General features: G+C 58.5%; 18 protein-coding genes. 9 read left to right on the top strand and 9 right to left on the bottom strand.

Features of this window, described 5'->3' with window-relative positions:
- Positions 1–153: 153 nt before the first annotated feature.
- The 4 genes from HF945_RS13950 to yrfG form a co-directional block, all read right to left on the bottom strand.
- Entirely contained in the window at positions 154–1,698 is a 1,545-nt protein-coding gene (locus HF945_RS13950; protein ID WP_290523173.1) for a phosphoenolpyruvate carboxykinase, read from the bottom strand.
- A 368-nt stretch (positions 1,699–2,066) separates the two neighbouring features.
- A complete protein-coding gene (hslO, locus tag HF945_RS13945; RefSeq protein ID WP_290523172.1) occupies positions 2,067–2,921 on the bottom strand; it encodes an Hsp33 family molecular chaperone HslO in 855 nt (284 codons plus the stop codon).
- 34 nt (positions 2,922–2,955) lie between these two features.
- Positions 2,956–3,342: a S4 domain-containing protein gene (locus tag HF945_RS13940; protein WP_290523171.1), complete on the bottom strand. Its 387-nt coding sequence runs from the start codon at positions 3,340–3,342 to the stop codon at positions 2,956–2,958.
- Complete coding sequence (yrfG, locus tag HF945_RS13935; protein WP_290523170.1) at positions 3,335–4,006, bottom strand: GMP/IMP nucleotidase; 672 nt, start codon at positions 4,004–4,006, stop codon at positions 3,335–3,337. Before yrfG ends, HF945_RS13940 begins: the two co-directional genes overlap by 8 nt.
- Positions 4,007–4,066: 60 nt before the next feature.
- On the opposite strand from yrfG, the gene nudE reads away from it, so the two are divergent.
- The 3 genes from nudE to HF945_RS13920 all read left to right on the top strand — a co-directional run bounded on the left by nudE (position 4,067) and on the right by HF945_RS13920 (position 6,792).
- A complete protein-coding gene (gene nudE, locus HF945_RS13930) occupies positions 4,067–4,612 on the top strand; it encodes an ADP compounds hydrolase NudE (RefSeq protein WP_290523169.1) in 546 nt (181 codons plus the stop codon).
- A 210-nt stretch (positions 4,613–4,822) separates the two neighbouring features.
- On the top strand, positions 4,823–5,635 hold the full coding sequence (gene cysQ / locus HF945_RS13925; RefSeq protein WP_290523168.1) for a 3'(2'),5'-bisphosphate nucleotidase CysQ: 813 nt from the start codon (positions 4,823–4,825) through the stop codon (positions 5,633–5,635).
- Positions 5,636–5,916: 281 nt separating this feature from the next.
- Positions 5,917–6,792, top strand: coding sequence for an alpha/beta hydrolase family protein (locus HF945_RS13920; protein WP_290523167.1), 876 nt, complete (start codon positions 5,917–5,919; stop codon positions 6,790–6,792).
- Positions 6,793–6,836: 44 nt separating this feature from the next.
- Here the strand turns inward: HF945_RS13920 and HF945_RS13915 are convergent, their stop codons facing one another.
- Positions 6,837–7,031: a hypothetical protein gene (locus HF945_RS13915; RefSeq protein ID WP_290523166.1), complete on the bottom strand. Its 195-nt coding sequence runs from the start codon at positions 7,029–7,031 to the stop codon at positions 6,837–6,839.
- A gap of 293 nt (positions 7,032–7,324) precedes the next feature.
- Between HF945_RS13915 and HF945_RS13910 the strand changes: the two genes are divergently transcribed.
- Positions 7,325–7,651, top strand: coding sequence for a hypothetical protein (locus tag HF945_RS13910; RefSeq protein WP_290523165.1), 327 nt, complete (start codon positions 7,325–7,327; stop codon positions 7,649–7,651).
- 251 nt (positions 7,652–7,902) lie between these two features.
- A complete protein-coding gene (locus HF945_RS13905; protein ID WP_290523164.1) occupies positions 7,903–9,402 on the top strand; it encodes an NAD(P)/FAD-dependent oxidoreductase in 1,500 nt (499 codons plus the stop codon).
- A gap of 189 nt (positions 9,403–9,591) precedes the next feature.
- On the opposite strand, the gene HF945_RS13900 is transcribed toward HF945_RS13905, so the two are convergent.
- Positions 9,592–10,806 carry a hypothetical protein gene (locus tag HF945_RS13900; RefSeq protein WP_290523163.1) on the bottom strand — a complete coding sequence of 405 codons (1,215 nt, stop codon included), beginning with the start codon at positions 10,804–10,806 and terminating at the stop codon, positions 9,592–9,594.
- Between the two features lie 270 nt (positions 10,807–11,076).
- Complete coding sequence (locus HF945_RS13895) at positions 11,077–11,685, bottom strand: TetR/AcrR family transcriptional regulator (protein ID WP_290523162.1); 609 nt, start codon at positions 11,683–11,685, stop codon at positions 11,077–11,079.
- Positions 11,686–11,795: 110 nt separating this feature from the next.
- Here HF945_RS13895 and HF945_RS13890 point away from each other — a divergent pair, with 110 nt between their 5' ends.
- The 3 genes from HF945_RS13890 to HF945_RS13880 all read left to right on the top strand — a co-directional run bounded on the left by HF945_RS13890 (position 11,796) and on the right by HF945_RS13880 (position 16,537).
- The gene (locus HF945_RS13890) at positions 11,796–12,728 is read left to right on the top strand and encodes a ferritin-like domain-containing protein (RefSeq protein ID WP_290523161.1); all 933 of its coding nucleotides are present in this window, start codon (positions 11,796–11,798) and stop codon (positions 12,726–12,728) included.
- A gap of 64 nt (positions 12,729–12,792) precedes the next feature.
- On the top strand, positions 12,793–14,358 hold the full coding sequence (locus tag HF945_RS13885; RefSeq protein ID WP_290523160.1) for an NAD(P)/FAD-dependent oxidoreductase: 1,566 nt from the start codon (positions 12,793–12,795) through the stop codon (positions 14,356–14,358).
- Positions 14,359–14,647: 289 nt separating this feature from the next.
- The gene (locus tag HF945_RS13880) at positions 14,648–16,537 is read left to right on the top strand and encodes a choice-of-anchor I family protein (protein WP_290523159.1); all 1,890 of its coding nucleotides are present in this window, start codon (positions 14,648–14,650) and stop codon (positions 16,535–16,537) included.
- A 238-nt stretch (positions 16,538–16,775) separates the two neighbouring features.
- Here the strand turns inward: HF945_RS13880 and HF945_RS13875 are convergent, their stop codons facing one another.
- Positions 16,776–17,084 carry a DUF1244 domain-containing protein gene (locus tag HF945_RS13875; RefSeq protein ID WP_290523158.1) on the bottom strand — a complete coding sequence of 103 codons (309 nt, stop codon included), beginning with the start codon at positions 17,082–17,084 and terminating at the stop codon, positions 16,776–16,778.
- Between the two features lie 228 nt (positions 17,085–17,312).
- Positions 17,313–18,896 carry an ABC-F family ATPase gene (locus HF945_RS13870; protein ID WP_290525424.1) on the bottom strand — a complete coding sequence of 528 codons (1,584 nt, stop codon included), beginning with the start codon at positions 18,894–18,896 and terminating at the stop codon, positions 17,313–17,315.
- Positions 18,897–19,084: 188 nt separating this feature from the next.
- Between HF945_RS13870 and HF945_RS13865 the strand changes: the two genes are divergently transcribed.
- Positions 19,085–19,489: a thioesterase family protein gene (locus tag HF945_RS13865; RefSeq protein WP_290523157.1), complete on the top strand. Its 405-nt coding sequence runs from the start codon at positions 19,085–19,087 to the stop codon at positions 19,487–19,489.
- The last annotated feature ends 108 nt before the right edge of the window (positions 19,490–19,597 follow it).

Below are 19,597 nucleotides of genomic sequence, written 5' to 3'. Positions count from 1 at the left end.
GGCTCAAACGTCTGCTGGGCCGGAAAAAGTTTGCGCCCGTATGTGCGCGGGGGCAAACCGGAAAATTTCCTATCTTCCCGATGGCGCGGGTCTGCGCCATGGGCGATAACGAAAAAGCCCGCCGGTGGCGGGCTTTTTCAGTCGATTACGCCATCAAGCTTTAGGGCCGGCGGCGCGAATCTCGTCGGACACATCCGCGTATTTCTCGGCGAAGTTCTTTTCGAACTGTTCCGCCAGATCGCGGGCGCGTGCTTCGTAGTTTTCCGGGTTGGCCCAGGTGTTCTTGGGCTGCAGCAGGTTGCTGTCAACGCCGGGAACGGCTTTCGGCACGTCCAGGTTGATGATGTCCAGGTGCTCGGTTTCGGCATTGTCCAGCTCGCCGGACAGGATGGCGTTCACCACACCACGGGTGGTGGGGATGCTGAAACGCTCGCCTTCACCGTAGGGGCCACCGGTCCAGCCGGTGTTGACCAGGTAAACGGTGGAGCCGAATTCTTCCATGCGCTTGATCAGCAGCTCGGCGTACTCGCCGGCGCGACGGGGGAAGAAGGGCGCGCCGAAGCAGGTGGAGAAGGTGCTCTTGATGCCACCGCCGGAACCCATTTCGGTGGAGCCGACCAGTGCGGTGTAGCCACTCAGGAAGTGGTAGGCGGCCGCTTCCTTGCTCAGCTTGGAGACAGGCGGCAGTACGCCGGTCAGGTCGCAGGTCAGGAAGATGATGTGCTTGGGCTCGCCAGCGCGGTTGGCTTCGACTTTCTTGTCGATGTTTTCCAGCGGGTAGGCGGCACGGGTGTTCTGGGTCAGGGACACATCGGTGTAGTCCGCGTTACGGGTTTCGTCATTGATGATGACGTTTTCCAGTACCGCACCGAACTTGATGGCATCCCAGATCACCGGCTCGTTCTTCTGGCTCAGGTCGATACACTTGGCGTAGCAGCCGCCTTCAATGTTGAAGACCACGTCCTTGCCCCAACCGTGCTCGTCGTCACCGATCAGGTAACGGGCCGGGTCGGCGGACAGGGTGGTTTTACCGGTGCCGGACAGGCCGAAGAACAGGGCCACGTCACCGTCTTCACCCACGTTGGCGGAGCAGTGCATGGGCAGGACGTCTTTCTCCGGCAGCAGGAAGTTCTGTACGGAGAACATGGCTTTCTTCATTTCACCGGCGTAACGCATGCCGGCAATGAGGATCTTGCGCTGGGCGAAGTTGAGGATCACGCAACCGTCAGAGTTGGTGCCGTCACGCTCCGGCTCGCACTGGAAGTGCGGTGCGTGCAGGATCTGCCATTCTTCTTTGCTGCGCGGGTTGTACTTTTCCGGACGGATGAACATGGTGTTGGCGAACAGATTGTGCCACGCGGTCTGCGCAGTCACTTTTACCGCCAGGTAATGATCCGAATCGGCGCCCACGTGCAGGTGGGAAACGAAGCTGTCGCTTTCCGCGGTGGCAGCGGAAACGCGGTCCCAGAGGGCGTCAAACTTGTCAGCCGGGAAGGGGCGGTTGATGGCACCCCAGTGGATGTGCTCGCTGGTGCTCGGCTCGTCAACGATGTAACGGTCCATGGGGGAGCGGCCGGTACGGTGACCGGTTTCCACCACCAGGGCGCCGGTGTCGGACAGGCGGCCTTCGTTACGCTGAACAGCCATCTCTACCAGCTGGGCTGGGCTGAGGTCGTTATAAACAATCGGGTCGGTCATGGTCATTCCTGGGCTAATCGCCATGGCACGGTGTGGTATTCCGTACCGGGTTCGCATTGCGGGTAACAGTGCCGGTCTCGTGCCCGTTTCACAGCCTGCGGGCAAGACAAAAGGTGACCAGAGCTCCACTCCAGTCAGCACAGGCGCGCGATTATGCCAGAATTCTGAAACAGTGGCGATTCCCCTTCGGACTGGCCGGTCATGCACCGGGGCAGTGAACAGTGAACAGTTAATAGTGAATAGTGCGCGGTTTCAGGCCTTCAGGCCCTGAGATGCCGGAGGTCGCGCCCAGGAGTGGGCGCGGCCTCCGGGGGGTGGGAACCCCGAGACGGGGGGGCGCGCCGCTGTTAACTGTTCACTATTAACTGTTAACTGATTTCCCTGATCATCTCCGCCAGATCCACCGCATCAAACTTCTCCTGGTTGCGACAAAAGTCGCAGGTCAGCTCTACTTCGCCGTCTTCGTCCAGCAGGGTCTGCAGTTCATTGATGCCAAGAGAAATCAAGGCGTTACGGTTGCGCTCCCGGGAGCAGGTGCAGCCGAATTTCAGGGGGTTCTGTGTGGGCAGCTGCGGCGGGGTGTCGTGGAACAGGCGGTGCAGGATGGTCTGATCGTCCAGATTGAGCAGCTCTTCCATGGTCAGGGTGGCGGCCAGGGCTTCCAGGTGCTCCCACATCTGGGTGTTGGCGTCGCTGCCGGCGATCTGGTTGGGCAGGCGCTGCAGCAGCAGGCCGGCGGCGCGATTATTGCCGCTGGCCAGCCACAGGCGGGTGGGTAACTGTTCGGACTGCTGGAAATAGGCTTCCAGGCATTGGGCCAGGGTGTCACCTTCCAGTGGGACAATGCCCTGATATTGCTGGCCCTGCTCGGGAAGGATGGTAATCACCATGTGGCCATCGCCGATCAGCGAACGCACATCCCCTTCGCTCCAGTCCTGGCCCTCACTGTGGCGGGCCACCGCGCGCAACTCGCCTTCGTTGGTGCACTCTGCCAGCAACAGGGAGACCGGGCCGTGGCCCTGGGCCTGCAGGGCCAGGCGACCCTTGAACTTGAGGGTGCTGGCCAGCAGGGCCACCGCGGCTACCGCTTCGCTGATCAGTCCCTGCACGGCAAGTGGGTAGCTGTGGCCTTCCAGGATGCGGGTGATGCTACTTTCTACCTGCACCAGTTCGCCACGAATGTCGGAGTCAGGGAAAAGGAAGCGCTGTTTGTGGTCTTGCATGATGATGTCCTGGTCTGGGCCCGGGGAGCCGGGCCTAAATGTCGTTGTCCCGCTTGAAGCGCTGGATGTCGCGGCGCTCTTTCTTGCTGGGCCGGTGGTCCGGGGCGGCGGCAGCGGCGCGGGCAAGTTTGCGCTGCTCGCTGTTCATTTCCCGTTTGGCGACGCTTTCTGCGGTTTCTTCGTAGAGCGTCTGGGCCACCTTGGCCGGGCCGCGCTTGCTGCTCAGATCGCGCACCACCACTTCAAAATGCTCTGTGCCCTTGGTGATGGTCACGGTCTGGCCGGGCTGCACGGCCTTGCTGGGCTTGGTGCGGCTGCCATCTATATGTACCTTTCCGCCCTCGATGGCGGTCTTGGCCAGGGTGCGGGTCTTGAAGAAACGCGCGGCCCACAGCCAGGAATCAATGCGTACGCTATCCATGGTTCTGTACTGGTGGTAATACCGATGCAAAGTCGTCAACGGCCAGAAACGGATCGGTGTGTTCCCGTTTCGGCAGGCTGGAATCCGGGTGCAGGATACTGACCGGTTGGCCGATGCCATACAGCTTGGCGCTGTGCAGCACGGGCAGGGAGTCATCCAGCAGCAATGCCCGGGTTGGCTCAAAGGGCAGATGGCGTTGCAGATGCTGCCAGAAGGCCTGGGCCTCCTTGGGGTGGCCGTAATCATGGCTGGAGACCAGCTCGTGGAAATACTGGTCGATGCCGGTCTGGGCCACTTTCACGTCCAGCGCATCGCGGTGAGCGTTGGTGACCATGATGATCTGCTTGCCGGACTGCTGCAGCCGCTGCAGAAACTGCTCGGCACCCGGACGCACGGATATGCGGTCGCGGGCCTCCCTTTTCAAGCGCGCGATTTCCAGGCCCAATTCATCGGTCCAGAAATCCAGACAGTACCAGTTGAGGGTGCCCTGGTGGCTGCGGATCCAGTCATGGATGATCTGGTCCGCTTCCTCCCGGGGGAGCCCCAGTTGGCGGGCATAGGCTTCGGGCACATGGCGCTGCCAGAACCAGTTGTCAAAACGCAGGTCCAGCAGAGTGCCGTCCATATCCAGTAATACCGTGTCTACAGACTGCCAGTCGATCATGCAATTCCCGGTCGTTCAGGTTAGTCTTCGCCCATCACAAGCAGGCACACAGAGCTGATTATGGATGAGAAGCCGGAGATTCTCGACACCCGCCTGGTGGCAAAGAGCCGCTTGTTCGGTATCGAAGAGCTGCACCTGCGTTTTCGTAACGGGGTGGAACGGACCTATGAACGCTTGCGCACCCCGCCTATTGCGGCGGTGATGATGGTACCGTTGCTGGATAACGATACCGTGCTGATGATCCGGGAATATGGCGCGGGTACCGAAAGCTATGAGCTGACCCTGCCCAAAGGTGCCTGCGAGCATGGTGAAGACTGGCGTGAATCCGCCAATCGTGAACTCAAGGAAGAAGCTGGCCACGGTGCGCACAACCTCACCCTGTTAAAGGACATGACCCTGTCGCCGGGGTATATGGGCCATCGTATCAAGGTGGTACTGGCAGAGGATCTCTACGAGGAATCGCTGCCCGGCGATGAGCCGGAGGCGCTGGAAGTGGTGCCCTGGAAACTGTCCGAGCTGGATCAGCTGATCGAGCGGGATGATGTGACCGAGGCAAGGGTGATCGCCGCGTTGCTGATGACGAAGCGGTTGCTGGAGAAGAGATAGTTCAAAGTTGAAAGTTTAAAGTTCAAAAGCGCGACGAAGGTGGGTGCCTGTCTTTGGGCTTCCTTGCCGCGCACCGAGAGGGGGGCTCCTGCTGAGATTGCGGCGCGGCCCTGGCGCAAGTCGCGTGGCAGATGAATTTCCCGCGCTTTTCAACTTTAAACTTTGAACTTTCAACTCACCCGAATTAAACACAGAAAGATGGAAGAACAGATGACCGACTTCAACACCCTGCTCAACCCCCTCGCCGACATCGCCCGTGACGCGGGCAAGGCCATTCTGGAAGTTTACGAGCGGGAAGATCTCGGAGTGGAAACCAAGCAGGATGAGTCCCCGATTACCGAGGCGGACAAAGCGGCTCACGAGATTATCGAGGCTCGCCTCAAGGCGCTGACGCCGGAAATCCCGGTGTATTCCGAGGAGTCCGGTGATATTGCCTATGCGGACCGCAAGGACTGGCCGGAGTTCTGGCTGGTGGACCCGCTGGATGGCACCAAGGAATTCATCAAGCGCAATGGCGAGTTTACCGTGAATATCGCCTTGGTCCGTGGCGACACGCCGGTGTTGGGTGTGGTCCATGTGCCGGTTACCGCTGTTACCTATCTGGGCGGCGAAGGCGTGGGGGCTTTCAAGGAACAGAATGGTGAGCGTCAGCCCATTCAGTGTCGTGAACGCACCACCCCGGTGGTGATGGTGGCCAGTCGCAGTCACGGTGGTGAGGCGGTGGAAAAACTGGAAGCCTTTATCCGTGAGGAGATCGGTGAGGTGGAGAGAGCTTCCATGGGCTCCTCCCTGAAACTGTGTCTGGTGGCAGAAGGCAGTGCCGATATTTACCCGCGCCTGGCGCCCACCAGCGAGTGGGACACCGCAGCGGCTCATGCCGTCGTCACGGCCGCGGGTGGGGTCGTGACCAACACCGCGTTCGAGCCCCTGCGGTACAACAAGGAAGACATCCTCAACCCGTTCTTCCTGGTGCTGGGACAAAGCGTGGACGAGTGGCGCTTTATCGCGCCAGCGATTGGGTGATACGCCAAGCGCGGGATGCCTTATGCTGGAAAAGAACGCACTCTGCCAGGTGGTCTGAGCCCGAAAGGCAGAGCCATCAGGGGTGAACTCATCAGAGTGCGCCAGCCTGGCTGTTACCCCGATAGCACCGGAGGAAGCACAGGCTTACGGTGTCGGCCGGTGTTGTGATTTTTCGTCAGGCATCAGGCGTCAGGCATCTAGCGACCTTTTATTGACGTTGTTTTTTGGCTGATCGTCTGGATCAGCATTGGAGAGCAGAGAGAGGTTGAAAGATGAGTGAAATGCGCGAACTGCGATTTCTCAGCGACGGCCAGTCCTGTCGTGGTGATCTTTATCTACCGGACGGTGACGGCCCCTTTTTGACGGTGGTCATGGGGCATGGTTTTGGTCTCACCAAGGAATGCGGGCTGGATCCGTTCCGCGATGCCTTCCTGGCAGCGGGTTACGCGGTATTTCTGTTCGACTACCGTCATTTCGGTGAGAGCGAAGGGGTTCCCCGTCAGGCACTGCTCCCCAGCCGGGAAGTGGCGGATTGGCAGGCCGCACTGGCCTGCGTGCGCAAGATTCCGGAAGTGGATAACCAGAAAATCGTGCTGTGGGGCACCTCTTTCGCGGGCGGTCTGGTCTCCGTGGTGGCCGGCAAGGAGCCGGTGGCCGGGATCATTTCCCAGTGCCCGATGATGGATGGTCTGGCGTCCGTGCTGGAGGTGGTGCGCTATGCGGGTATCGGGCAGGCAGTGAAGATGACCGGTCTGGGGATGCTCGACCTGGCTGTCAGTACGCTGGGAATGGGCCCAAAGACTCTGCCTTCTGCAGGCCGCCCCGGGGAGTTGGCCGCCATGTCCAGTGCCGACGCCTGGGAGGGTTACACCGCTTTGATGCCGGATCATGTCCCCAACGAAGTGGCGGCGCGCATTGCCCTGGTATTACCCCTGTTTCGCCCCGTTGCCAGCGCCAGCAAGGTGACCTGCCCGGCACTGATTCTGATTTGCGAAACCGATTCTGTTGCCCCGGCGTCAGCGGCAGAGAAGGCCGCCGCAGCCATGGCAAACGCCACGGTGAAACGTTACCCGGTGGGGCACTTTGATGTGTATCAAGGGGACGCTCGTGAGGTCAGCCTGAACGACCAGCTGGCGTTCCTGAAAACCCTGGTTTGAGCAACGGGGCCCTGGCAGCGTAAGGGGCCCGCGTTACTGCGGCTTCAGAACGGCATCAGGCCTGTCATGGCAAGCTCAAAGCGCTCCGATGACAGCATGGCTCCGGCAGCAATCATGCCAAGGTTGATGCAAGGCAGGATCAGACCGACAGCGATCAGGTTGATGGCGGCCGGGTGGCGAATTCGCCCGGTCCACAGCAACATGGTAAACAGAAGTGCATAAAGGAAAGGTATGCTCACCCATGGGTGTTCTCCCATGGTATGCCATAGATCGCTGAAAGCCTGCATGGTGATCCCCTTGTGATATTGCTTTTTTGGGCAGGAGCCGGCTCCTCCCCCGAGAAGCCAGCGCCAGTATCACAGAATGTGAATTGACTTCAGTGTCGACAGGATCACAAAACAAAAAGGTAAACCGTGAATGATTAATCGTTTACCTCTTTTTTATGAAATTCCTGTAATATCAATAGTTTACGATATGCGCCATATTGCCTATCGATGTGTAGGTAAAGGTTTGACTGAAGAGGGGGAGTGCCATGCGTGTGCTGATCACGGTCTTGCTATTGCTGCCGCTGACGGGGCAAGGTTCGCCGCGTTTTCATTACTCGCTGGAACAGTTCGCCCTCATTGCCGGATATGAGGATTGCGTGCGGGAAATGGGGCAGCAGCTCAGTCATGGGCAGCGTGATGCCCTGGTGGACAAGCTGTTGCGGCAACGGGGATTGAGCTACCAGCCGCGCAAGGTGGCCAATGATCGCCGGCTGTGGGCCTATGATGAACATGCCAGTGAACAACGCCTGCTGGGTTATCTGATTCCCGCCAACAAGCTGGACTGCCTTGAGCGCTATGAGGGTAGATACTGACCCTGCCGGGCTGTTGGCCGGGCTTGCCGAGGCCTGCCGGTCCCTGTCCTCTCCTCTCTTTATGTCCCAAGTGCGCCACCTTTCAGGTCTCTAGCGGCAGTTTTCGCCGTCTCTGCGGCCAATAATCGGCCCATTCTGGCCTTTTCCCTACCGGCGGGTACGGTTATTCTTGCTGAAAGTTAATTGTGCCATTGGCCAATGTAAGTGTTTGCAGTTGCGACCAGGCAGCGTGCTGTCGGAGGTAAAGAATAATGTCCAATAACCATTTTGATGTACTGATCGTCGGGGCTGGCTTGTCCGGTATCGACGCCGCGGTTCACTTGACCCGTAAATGCCCGAATCACACCTATGCGATCCTCGAACGTCGCGAGCGTATCGGCGGCACCTGGGATCTGTTCAAATACCCGGGCATCCGTTCCGATTCCGACATGTCCACCCTGGGTTATGGTTTCAAGCCCTGGAACCGGGCCAAGGTGCTGGCCGATGGCGCCTCCATTCGTGAGTACGTGGAAGAGGCTGCCAACGAGCACGGGGTGCCTCGCCATATCCGTTTCGGGAAAAAGGTGATCAAGGCGGACTGGTCCAGTGCCGACAAGTGTTGGAACGTGGAAACCACCGACGAGAAAACCGGCAAGAAGGACAGCTACACTGCCAACTTTCTGTTTTCCTGTACCGGCTACTACAACTACGATCAGGGCTACCGTCCCGATTTTCCCGGTGAGGAAAACTTCAAGGGCCAGATTATTCACCCCCAGCACTGGCCTGAAGATCTGCAGTATGCGGGCAAGAAAGTGGTGGTGATTGGCTCCGGTGCGACGGCGGTGACGCTGGTGCCGGCCATGGCAGCCAAGGGGGCCAACGTGACCATGTTGCAGCGCTCTCCCACTTACGTGGCCACCGTGCCGGAGGTGGACCAGATTTCGGTCGGGCTGCGCCGGTTCCTGCCCAATACGGCGGTGTATCGCATGGCTCGGGCACGTAATATCGGCATTCAGCGTCTGGTCTTCAAGCTGGCCCAGCAGCGGCCAAAGCTGGTGCGTCGCGCACTGCTGGCTGCTGCCCGCCGCCAGCTGGGTGATGACTTTGACATGACTCATTTCCGTCCCAGCTATAACCCCTGGGAAGAGCGTCTCTGTGCGGTGCCCAATGGTGATCTGTTCAAGAGCCTGCGCGAGGGCAAGTCCCAGGTGGTGACCGATCACATTGATCACTTCACTGAAAACGGCATTTTGCTGAAATCCGGTAAAGAGCTGGAAGCGGACATCATCATTACCGCCACCGGCCTGAACATCCAGATGCTGGGAGGTATTCAGGGCACCGTCGATGGCAAGCCGGTGCATCCCAGCGAGACCATGGTTTACAAGGGATCCATGCTCAAGGATATCCCCAATATGGCCATGATTTTCGGCTATACCAATTCTTCCTGGACCCTGAAGGCTGATCTGGTGTGCGAATACGTCTGCCGTGTGCTCAACCACATGGACAAGACCGGGGCCCAGGTTGTGATCCCCCGTGACAAGGAAGGTTGCCAGAGCGAAGAAAACTTCCTCGGCATGCAGTCCGGCTACATCCAGCGCGCCAATAATGAGCTCCCCCGTCAGGGCTCCCGTGCCCCCTGGCAGGTCGTGCAGAATTACTTCTACGACCTGCCGCGGCTGCGCTTTGGCAGCGTGGAAGATGATGTGCTTGAGTTCAGTGACTTCAAGCCGGTGAAGAAGAAAGGGCTGGTGGCGTCGCTGCTCGGCGCTTAAAAAGCTGCGAGCTATCAGCTTCCAGTTGTGAGTAAAAGACAAGGCCGCCTCCGGAAACGGGGGCGGCTTTTTTGTTGGCCGCTCTGCGGCCGCAACACGCTTCATGCATCAGGCAACACGCAAAAGAAAGGGATGAAGTCCTGCGTCGGGCTTTTTAACGTTTCACTGTGAACTTTCGACGGCCTCCTCCTACAACGGCCAGTGCAACTGCAGATTTCCTCCGCCAAAAGCAAGGCGGTGCAGGCGCAAGGAAGGCACGATACTCAGGACCGCGCCATGCTCACGGGATACCAGAATCTGCCAGGGCAGGCTCAATTTGCCGATGAAGCCATTCTCATCCCGGTCACTCCAGCGAGTGTTGGTTACGGTCTGCTGCACCGTTGGCCAACTCAGATAAACGGTTGGGGAGAGCGTCTGGCTACGGGTGAGTCGCCAGGAGATGCTGCCGAATAATAATGGCTCCCGGCGTTCGATACGGGCGGTGCCATCCAGGCTTCTTCCAAACCATCCCGACTCCTTGAGCCAGAAGTAGTGCGCGCCGAGCATGGGCTGAAGTGGGTGTTTGCGATAACGGGCGCTGAGGGAAACGGCGCCCATGTCGCGACGGAAAGGCTCAACCTGCGGTCGTTCAATCAGTTGGTGGGTGCGACGGGTTCGCTCCCCTTTCAGCTCGGTCTGCCATTGCCAGTCGGCTGTCGTCTTGCGCAATCGCAGGGCCAGCCGGCTTTGCTCACTGGAAACCTGGTCGCCTTGCGCACGGTCATTCAGCGTGGATTCCGGCGAGTGGTTGAGTGAAAGGGTCATGCTGTCTTCTGCGCTGGTTTGCTGGTGCCATTGCAGAAACAGGGTTTGCGGGCGGGTGATGATTTCGCTGTCCGTGTCGGTCTTGTCATTGAAATAGGCGTTGGGGAGCACCCAGTTAACCTGTAGCCAACTGCCATTGCCGTGATGGCGACGGACGCCGAAATATATATCGCTGAGTGACTTGGCATTGAATACATCCCCTTGCAGGGAAAGCTCCCAGCGTTGTGCCAGGGTTTGCTGAAAGCCCACCAACTGCCGGTCATAACTGCCATCGAAATCTTCACCACGCTGTATATCCAGCACAAAGGCCTGGTCAGGGTTATCGAACTGAAAACGTTGCAGATAACGAAAATCCAGATAGAGGCGGTCGCTGGTCAGGCTGCCGCCGGTACCGCGGATGCCTTCTTCGACAGGGGAGGGATGCGCTTGAATATGGCGGTAACTGAAAGCGTGCAGAAAATACTCGTCACCGTAGTCATTGGCCCTCCCCGTGACCACGGCCTCGCTGCGCCACGGATGAGGGACGTGCCAGTTCTGGGCGCTGGTTGTTATGGTAAGGGTAGTCAGATAGCCGAGCAGGCATAAGCGTGGACAAACCATGATTCCGCTCCTTTCCCTGGAGGCGAAGGCTCAGTGTAGGCGGGTGGCGGGGCGCATGCCTGTGTCGGGGGTCACATTCACCAGGTTGCTGGCGGGATGATTCAGGAGCTGAGTTGAAAGTTTAAAGTTCAAAGTTGAAAAGCGCGGTCAAGCTTGTCGGGTTCGGAACCTTTCTGCCCGCGAGATTACCGGTAACCGCGGGCATGGCATCGCGACACAATTCAACGCCTGTCGCGTTTGAACTTTAAACTTTGAACTTTCAACTCGCCTCTACAGCGTCTCCAGCTTTCGTTCCGTATAGCTGGCCAGCACATCACCGAACACCTCTGCCAGCTCTTCGAAGGTCTGCATGGGTTCGTCTTCGCACAGGTGGCGGACCACAGTGAAGACCCCGCCATTGATATAGAAATACGCCACGGTGGGGATATTGGGCAGCTTCAGCAGCTCCGGGTGGTGCATCAGATACTGGGTGAAGAAATCCATCAGTGCCCGGTTTACTGGCTCCTGATAAACCACCATATCCATGGTGAAAGCGTGGCGGGCGCATTTCAGATAGAGCTGGTTATTCTCCTCCAGAAACTCCCGAAATCTGAACAGCAACAGCTTGATGGCGCTGCGGATGTCCATTTTGACCAGTTCCGGGACCAGCGGTTTGATCATCCCAACGGTGTCTTCCACGAAACGGACGCTGGCAGCATGAATGATGGCGTCCTTGTCCTCGAAGTATTCATACAGGGAGCCCACGCCAATCCCTGCGGTTTCGGCGATTTGCCGGGCGGTAATCGCGGCGGGACCGTGATCGGCAATGGCCATCATGGTGGCCTGAACGATGGCGTCCACGGTGGCTTTGGAGCGTTGTTGTTTGGGTTTTCTGGCCATGAGATATCCGAATTGAATCCGAACGAGCATTCGCTTTATCTTAACATCAGGCAATGTGACATTAATCCGCTTGTGGACGCAAGTGCGAATCATCGTTTTGGAGAGACATCATGGCTTCCATCGATCTGGACAAAATGCTGGAAAAAATCAAAGGCACACAGTGGGCCCTGTCGGATATCGACTGGGATGCACCCGGTGCGGAGCTGATCACGGAAGAGCAATGGCCCAAGCTCAAAGAGTTTATGGCCGATCTGATGTGGATTGAGCATGTAGGCGCCCGAGCTTTTGCGGCGCTGGCCAAGAAAGCCCCTACGGATAACCTGCGTGAGATCTACACCTACTTCCACGCGGAAGAGCAGCGCCACGCCAATGCAGAAATGGCCCTGATGCGTCGCTGGGGCATGCTGGACGGCGATGAGCTGCCCGAGCCCAACATCAACTTGCGCATCGTTATCGAGTGGCTGGACCGCTATGCCGACGAGATGCCGGTGTATGTGCTCGGTACGGTGGTGCCCATGCTGGAAATCGCCCTGGATGGCGCCTTGTGTACCTTCCTGCTGGATACGGTGAAGGACCCGGTCTGTCACCAGGCCTTCGAGAAGATCAATGATGATGAATCCCGTCACCTGGGGGTGGGTTTTACCGTGATGGAGATGCAGGGTCGCAGTGCGTCCTATATCAAGATGGCCCAGATGATGGCGCGGGTGATGGATCCCAGACTGATCCTTGGTATTGCTTCTTATATGCCCCTGCTCAACAAGATGCGCGACAACGTGGTTGCCATGGGGCTGCCGGAAGAAAAGCTCTACAAGGCCATGCAGAAATTCGAGCGTATTGGTGGCCGGACCGAAGAGGGCCGCCGTAACCCCTGGTTCCAGCTGATCAAGCATCACGGTCGAATCATGGTGAACCGGAGTAACAAGGCGTATCACATCCCGGTGGATGCCCTGGTAGCAATCACCGGCAGGGTGCCGCGCAAGGCGCTGCCTGCGGTGCCGTCCTGGGTGAAGGAACTCACCTACGAGCCCACCGCCACACGCTAATCCTGATGTCAGTATTGCCGCCCGGTCACGCCGGGCGGCACGACCCTGTACGAGTTTTAATGTTATGAGTACGACCCAAGATCCCAAAAAACCAGCCAAACCCAAGGCCGCTCGCAAGAAAAAGGCGGCGGTGCGAAAGACCGCTGCGCGCAAGGCCCCGACCAGGAAGAAGCCGGTCGAGAAACCGGTGTCGGTACTGATTGTCGGTGCTGGCTTTGCCGGTCTGGGCATGGCCATTCGTCTCAAACAGGCGGGTATCGAAGACTTCATTATTCTGGAACGTGGCAACGCGGTGGGGGGCACCTGGCGGGATAACCAGTATCCGGGCGCTGCCTGTGATATTCCCTCGAACCTGTATTCCTATTCCTTCGCACCGAATCCCAACTGGTCACGCAGTTTTTCCGGCAGCGAAGAAATTCTCGATTATGTCCATCATTTGGTGGCCGAGTTTGGCCTGGAAAAACATATCCGCTTTGAGCAGAACGTGGCGGAGCTGCGTTTTGACGAAAAGCGGGGGATCTGGACCGCCACCACGGACAAGAAAAAAACTTTCACCGGCCGTGCGGCGGTGATGGCGCAGGGGCCACTGGCCAACTGCAGCTTCCCGGCCATTACCGGTATCGAGGATTACCAGGGCAAGAAGATTCACAGCGCCCGCTGGGATCATGATTACGACTTTGCCGGCAAGAATGTGGCGGTGATCGGTACCGGGGCCAGTGGCATCCAGATCATTCCCGAACTGGTCAAGGTGGCAAAGCATGTGAAGGTGTTCCAGCGGACGCCAGGGTGGGTGATGCCGCGCCCGGATTTTGCGACCCCGGAATGGAACAAGCTGTTGTTCCGCAAGGTGCCGGCCAGCCAGCAGGCCATGCGAAACCTGCTCTACTGGAGTCATGAGAGTATGGCGCTGGCAGTGATCTGGAACTCCCCGCTGACCCGCATCGCCGAGCGAATTGGCAGGTGGCATCTTCGTCGCCAGGTGAAAGACCGCTGGTTACGGCGTCAGTTAACCCCGGATTTCACCATTGGCTGCAAACGGGTACTGATCTCCAATGACTACTATCCCGCCCTGCAGAAAGACAATGCCAAGCTGATCACCTGGCCCATTGCCCGGATCAGCGAAAAAGGCATTCGCACCGTGGAAGGGATTGAGCATCAGGTGGACTGCATCGTGTTCGCAACCGGGTTTGATGTGAGCAATGCCGGCACGCCGTTCCCGGTGATTGGCCGTGATGGCCAGGTCATGGGGGAAGAATGGAAAGGTGGCGCCCAGGCTTACAAGAGCATTAATGTTTCCGGCTACCCGAACCTGTTCCTCACCTTTGGTCCCAATTCCGGTCCGGGTCACAACTCCGCGCTGGTCTACATGGAGTCCCAGCTGGAGTATGCGCTCAAGGGGATCCGCAAGATTGTTGGCGGAGATCTGAAAGTGCTGGATGTGAAAGAGGACGTGCAGCAACGCTACAACAAGGGTATTCAAAAGCGGCTGGCCAGAACCAACTGGAATTCCGGTTGCAAGAGCTGGTACCTCACTGAAGACGGCTTCAACGCCACCATGTACCCGGGTTTTGCCACCCAGTACGCGGCGCAGATGGCAGACTTCAACGAGGACGATTACGAAACCGCATAACGTCAGCTACAAGCTACAAGCTACAAGCTACAAGGCGCGGGCAGGGCAGTGGAATAGTGACAGCCGGCGCCGCGCACAAGTTGTGATCGCGTAACACAGGTACAGGAATAACAACAAACCTGTCCTCGCGTTGCAGCTTGAAGCTTGTAGCTTGCCCCTGTCTCTTCGCATGTTGCGTCTCTTATTGCCTCTAAACCGTCATCTCTCCGACGCTCTGATGCAATAATCCCCACACCATACTGTCGCGCACCTATTCCGGTCCGAATCAAGAACAGAAGTGGGGACAACCATGCGACGTATTGTGACTTTGGGGGGCTGTCTGGTCATGGCGGCTGCCCTCACCGCCTGTGGCGGCGACGACAACGATGACAACACCGACAGCGGTGCCAGCGCCAGCGTCAAGCTGAGCTGGTTGGGTAGCTACAAGACCGGCCTGCTGGATGAATCCGCCGCGGAAATTCCCGCCTATGATGCTGCCAGCCAACGTCTGTTCGTGGTGAATGCTGAAGCCGGGGAGCTGGACGTGCTGGATCTGAGTGACCCTGCTGCACCGGTCAAGATCGGCAGCATCAATGTATCCGCGATAGCCGCCGGTGCCGAGGTTAACAGCGTTGCCGTACAGGATGGTCTGGTGGCGATTGCCGTTGAAGCCGACCCCAAGACCGATAATGGTTACGTGGCCCTGTATCAGGCATCCGATCTGAGTCTGATTAACAGCATCCAGGTGGGCGCCCAGCCGGACATGATTACCTTCACGCCCGATAGCGCAACGGTGATGACCGCCAATGAAGGCGAGCCCAGCGATGACTACAGTGTAGACCCGGAAGGCTCCATCAGCGTGGTGGATATCAGCGACCTGGATAACCTGACTGTCAGCACGGCGGACTTCACGGCCTTCAATGCCCAGAAGGACAGCCTGATGTCTCAAGGGGTGCGCATTTATGGCCCCAACGCTACGGTGGCCCAGGATCTGGAACCGGAATACATCGCCGTGTCTGACGATGGCGCCACTGCCTGGGTGGCACTGCAGGAAAACAATGCAATGGCCAAGCTGGATGTGGCCAGTGCCACCGTGACCGATGTGCTGCCGCTGGGTGAAATCGACCGCAGCGTGGAGGGTTTCGGGATGGATGCCAGCGATGATGACGAAATCATCAACATCAAGACCTGGCCGGGAGTGGTAGGTCTCTACCAGCCGGATGCCATCCATGCCTATACAGCGGCTGGCAGCACCTATCTGGTCACCGCCAATGAAGGGGATGCCCGCGCCTGGGGCGAAGATAATGATGCCTACTGGGGTGAGGAAGCAGACGATTCGGTCGCCCCGCCCGTGCTCTGTGAGCCGGATGCCAGCCAGGGCTTCGTGGAGGAATGGCGCGTCAAGCATCTGGTGCATGCCAGCGGTTTTGACCGTCGTTGTGGCGATGACATGCCCCCGCAGTTGCGTGATCTGGCAGCCGGCGCTCTGCTTGACCCTGCTATCTTCGGCTACTGCGGTGCCACCGCGGGTGATCCCGGCGACTGCCGTGAGGACGATGTGCTGGGGCGTCTGAACATTACCTGGACGGCCGGTTACAAGACCGATGCGTCGGGCAATCCGGTGATGTACACCGATGCCGGTGTGGAAGATGCAGCGGGTGATCGCCTCATGTACGACAAGCTGTACAGCTATGGCGGCCGTTCCTTCTCCGTATGGGATGAAAACGGTGGCCTGGTGTTCGACAGCGGTGATGCCATTGAGCAGTTCCTGGCCAGCACAGAGTGCATGTTGGGTGTGGACCGCGCCATTCCCTGTGCGGACTACTTCAACACCGGCCATGACGAAGGGGATTCCCTGGACAGCCGTAGCGATGCCAAGGGGCCGGAGCCGGAAGGTCTGACCATCGGTATGATCGGCGAACAGGCATTCCTGTTCCTGGGCCTGGAGCGCATGGGGGGGATCCTGGTCTACGACATCACCGGCCCTGAAGCGCCGGTGTTCCAGGATTACCTGAATAGCCGTAATACCTGGGACGTGGACCCGGATGCAGGCAACCTGGATGGCTACGGTGATCTGGGGCCGGAAGGGCTGGTCTTCATCAGTGGTGAAGATTCACCCAGCGGAGAGCCGCTGCTGGTGGTGGGGCACGAGGTCAGCGGTTCCACCGCTGTGTACGAAGTGCAGGTATCAGAAGAGTAAGGCGATGCATCCACTGCTGACGCAGTGGGCATTTTGCTCCCTGGCGGGGATGCTGGGCTGGTCGGACGTCAGAAGTCGGACGTCTGACCAACTCATCCCCCTCTCTATCCGCATTACCCCGAATCCCGCAGTGACCGGCTCAGGGCTGCCGTGGGAGCTGTGGTTCCACCGCGATGCTTTCAGCCTGGTTCTCAGCCTCTGGCGTCAGTCGTCCGACGTCAGACCTCCGACCATTCTTTCACGACTTGGCTTTCTGCTTTGCCTCAAAAGCCGCCATCTGCTCCGGCGTCGCCGGCGCCTGAAACTGGTCCTTCCACTCGCTGTACGGCATCCCGTACACCCATTCCCGGGCCTGCTCGTAATCCAGTTCCACATCGCGCTCAGAAGCTGCTGCAGCCAACCATTTGGACAGACAGTTACGACAGAAATCCGCCAGGATCATCAGGTCTATGTTCTGTACTTCCTTGTGTTCGTCCAGATGTTGCAGCAAGCGCCGAAAGGCCGCGGCTTCCAGTTCGGTTTTGGTGGTCTGGTCGATGTCGGTCATGGGGTTCTCCATTCAGGTTTTGCCAAACGTCAGCCCCGGGTGGATTGTAGCGGGGTGATGGCGCTGAGTTGAAAGTTTAAAGTTCAAAGTTTAAACGCGACAAAAGCCATAATGATCTGAGAGCCTGTGCCCGCGATCGCTGGTAAGGGCGCGGGTACAGACTCTCAAAGCTGAAAGCCTGTCACGCGCTTTTCAACTTTAAACTTTGAACTTTCAACTGTTTGCTCATCAGACTTCAATACTGCGCAGATAATCGTCGTAATTACCGCTGAAATCACGAATGCCGTCCGGGGTGATTTCCAGGATCCGGGTGGCCAGGGAGCTGACGAATTCCCGGTCGTGGCTGACGAAGATCAGGGTGCCGGGGTAGTTCTCCAGCGCCAGGTTCAGGGCCTCGATGGATTCCATGTCCAGGTGGTTGGTGGGTTCATCCAGCAACAGCACGTTGGGTTTGGTCAGGGTCAGCTTGCCGAACAGCATGCGACCCTGCTCACCACCGGAAATCACCTTCACGGACTTCTTCACTTCATCGTTGGAAAACAGCATGCGCCCCAGGGCGGCACGCACAGCCTGCTCGCCGTCGGCGGTCCACTGAGCCATCCAGTCGAACAGGATCATGTCCTCTTCAAAGTCGTGGCTGTGATCCTGGGCAAAATAACCCAGCTCGGCGGCGTCTGCCCACTTAACAGTGCCGGTGTCTCCCGCCAGATCACCGGCCAGACAGCGCAGCAGCGTGGTCTTGCCGATACCGTTGGGGCCAATGATGGCGACCCGTTCGCCGGCCTCGATCTGCATGTCCAGCTTCTGGAACAGGGTCAGGTCCTCGAAGCCCTTGGCAAGACCTTCCACGGTCACCGCCTGGCGATGCAGTTTTTTGGTTTGCTCAAAACGGATGTAAGGACTCACCCGACTGGACGGCTTCACCTCTTCCAGCTGGATCTTGTCGATCTGTCTGGCTCGGCTGGTGGCCTGCTTGGCTTTTGAGGCGTTGGCGGAGAAGCGGCTGACGAAGCTCTGCAGTTCGGCGATCTCTTTTTTCTTCTTGGCATTGTCTGCATGGAGACGCTCACGGGCGGCGGTGGCGGCGGTCATGTACTCGTCGTAGTTACCCGGGAACAGGCGCAGTTCGCCATAATCCAGATCCGCCATGTGGGTACAAACGCTGTTCAGGAAGTGACGGTCATGGGAAATGATGATCATGGTGCTGGAACGGGCCACCAGGATATCTTCCAGCCAGCGGATGGTGTGGATGTCCAGATGGTTAGTGGGCTCGTCCAGCAGCAGGATATCCGGATCGGAAAACAGGGCCTGTGCCAGCAGTACCCGCAGCTTCCATCCCGGCGCAACCTCGGACATGGGGCCGTTATGTTGCACTTCGGGGATGCCCAGGCCCAGCAGCAGATCTCCGGCGCGGGCTTCGGCGGTGTAGCCATCCATTTCGGCGAACTGCATCTCCAGTTCGGCCACCCGCATGCCGTCCTCTTCGCTCATTTCTGCCTGGCTGTAGATGCGATCCCGTTCGGCTTTCACTTCCGCCAGTTCGGTATGCCCCATGATGACTGTGTCCAGCACCGTGTGCTCTTCAAAGGCAAACTGGTCCTGGCGCAGCTTGCCGAGGCGGTCGTCAGGGCTGAGCATCACCTGCCCGCTGCTGGGCGCAAGCTCACCGCCGAGGATCTTCATGAAGGTGGATTTGCCGCAGCCATTGGCGCCGATCAGGCCATAGCGGTTGCCGTTGCCGAATTTCACGGAGACGTTTTCAAACAGCGGCTTGGCACCGAACTGCATGGTGATGTTGGCGGTAGAGATCAAGGGACTATCCTGTAGCGAAGCGCGGTGGGCAGAGGCCACCGGGTGCATGAAATGTGGCGGCATTGTACCGGTTCATGTCGTAAAGCGCAGTCCCGCCGGGCAGTTGGGGCCAGACTTGCAGCATCGTCTCGACTTGCTCCGGGGCGGGGGTATCATGGCTCACCTGTTTACTGTACCGGGATGCCACCATGTACGAACTCTCTGTTACCCCACGCTTTTATGAGACTGACGCCTTTGGCCATGTGAACAACACCGTGGTCACTGGCTGGTTCGAAACCGGGCGGACCCCGCTGTTTGAACTGTTCGGTGCGGGCCTGGACAATCCTGCGGCGTTGCCACTGATCCTTGCCCGGGTGGAAGTGGATTTTGTGGGACAGATCTACTACGGCAATGAGGTGCTGATCCGCACCGGCATCGAGCGCATCGGCAACAGCTCCTTTGTGGTGGCCCAGCAGGCCTGGCAGAACGACAAGCTGGTAGCCCGTGGCAAGGCGGTGCAGGTGTACTTCGAGCACGACAAGCAGGCGTCGTCACCGATTCCGGAGGCCTTCCGGGCAGAGCTGGAGCGAAACCTGGGCGAGCTGCCGGAGTAAAGGGCAGCTACGAGCTATGAGCTTTGAGCTGCGAGGAAAGTCAAAAGACAGGGAGTGAGGCTGCAGGGGGGAGGGGATTACCCTGCCTGTGTAGGAGTGGTGGTTTGC

Origin of the sequence: Alcanivorax sp., assembly GCF_017794965.1 — a bacterium.
Taxonomy (GTDB): Bacteria; Pseudomonadota; Gammaproteobacteria; order Pseudomonadales; family Alcanivoracaceae; genus Alcanivorax.
This window is presented reverse-complemented; position numbering and strand designations above follow the sequence as displayed.

Bases quoted from the DNA above. Each gene is read 5' to 3' on its own strand.
- HF945_RS13940 (WP_290523171.1), bottom strand. From the start codon at position 3,342: ATGGATAGCGTACGCATTGATTCCTGGCTGTGGGCCGCGCGTTTCTTC.
- yrfG (WP_290523170.1), bottom strand. From the start codon at position 4,006: ATGATCGACTGGCAGTCTGTAGACACGGTATTACTGGATATGGACGGC.
- HF945_RS13910 (WP_290523165.1), top strand. From the start codon at position 7,325: ATGCGTGTGCTGATCACGGTCTTGCTATTGCTGCCGCTGACGGGGCAA.
- cysQ (WP_290523168.1), top strand. From the start codon at position 4,823: ATGACCGACTTCAACACCCTGCTCAACCCCCTCGCCGACATCGCCCGT.
- HF945_RS13865 (WP_290523157.1), top strand. From the start codon at position 19,085: ATGTACGAACTCTCTGTTACCCCACGCTTTTATGAGACTGACGCCTTT.
- HF945_RS13880 (WP_290523159.1), top strand. From the start codon at position 14,648: ATGCGACGTATTGTGACTTTGGGGGGCTGTCTGGTCATGGCGGCTGCC.
- HF945_RS13920 (WP_290523167.1), top strand. From the start codon at position 5,917: ATGCGCGAACTGCGATTTCTCAGCGACGGCCAGTCCTGTCGTGGTGAT.
- hslO (WP_290523172.1), bottom strand. From the start codon at position 2,921: ATGCAAGACCACAAACAGCGCTTCCTTTTCCCTGACTCCGACATTCGT.
- HF945_RS13885 (WP_290523160.1), top strand. From the start codon at position 12,793: ATGAGTACGACCCAAGATCCCAAAAAACCAGCCAAACCCAAGGCCGCT.
- HF945_RS13905 (WP_290523164.1), top strand. From the start codon at position 7,903: ATGTCCAATAACCATTTTGATGTACTGATCGTCGGGGCTGGCTTGTCC.
- HF945_RS13950 (WP_290523173.1), bottom strand. From the start codon at position 1,698: ATGACCGACCCGATTGTTTATAACGACCTCAGCCCAGCCCAGCTGGTA.
- HF945_RS13875 (WP_290523158.1), bottom strand. From the start codon at position 17,084: ATGACCGACATCGACCAGACCACCAAAACCGAACTGGAAGCCGCGGCC.
- HF945_RS13890 (WP_290523161.1), top strand. From the start codon at position 11,796: ATGGCTTCCATCGATCTGGACAAAATGCTGGAAAAAATCAAAGGCACA.
- HF945_RS13895 (WP_290523162.1), bottom strand. From the start codon at position 11,685: ATGGCCAGAAAACCCAAACAACAACGCTCCAAAGCCACCGTGGACGCC.
- HF945_RS13900 (WP_290523163.1), bottom strand. From the start codon at position 10,806: ATGGTTTGTCCACGCTTATGCCTGCTCGGCTATCTGACTACCCTTACC.
- nudE (WP_290523169.1), top strand. From the start codon at position 4,067: ATGGATGAGAAGCCGGAGATTCTCGACACCCGCCTGGTGGCAAAGAGC.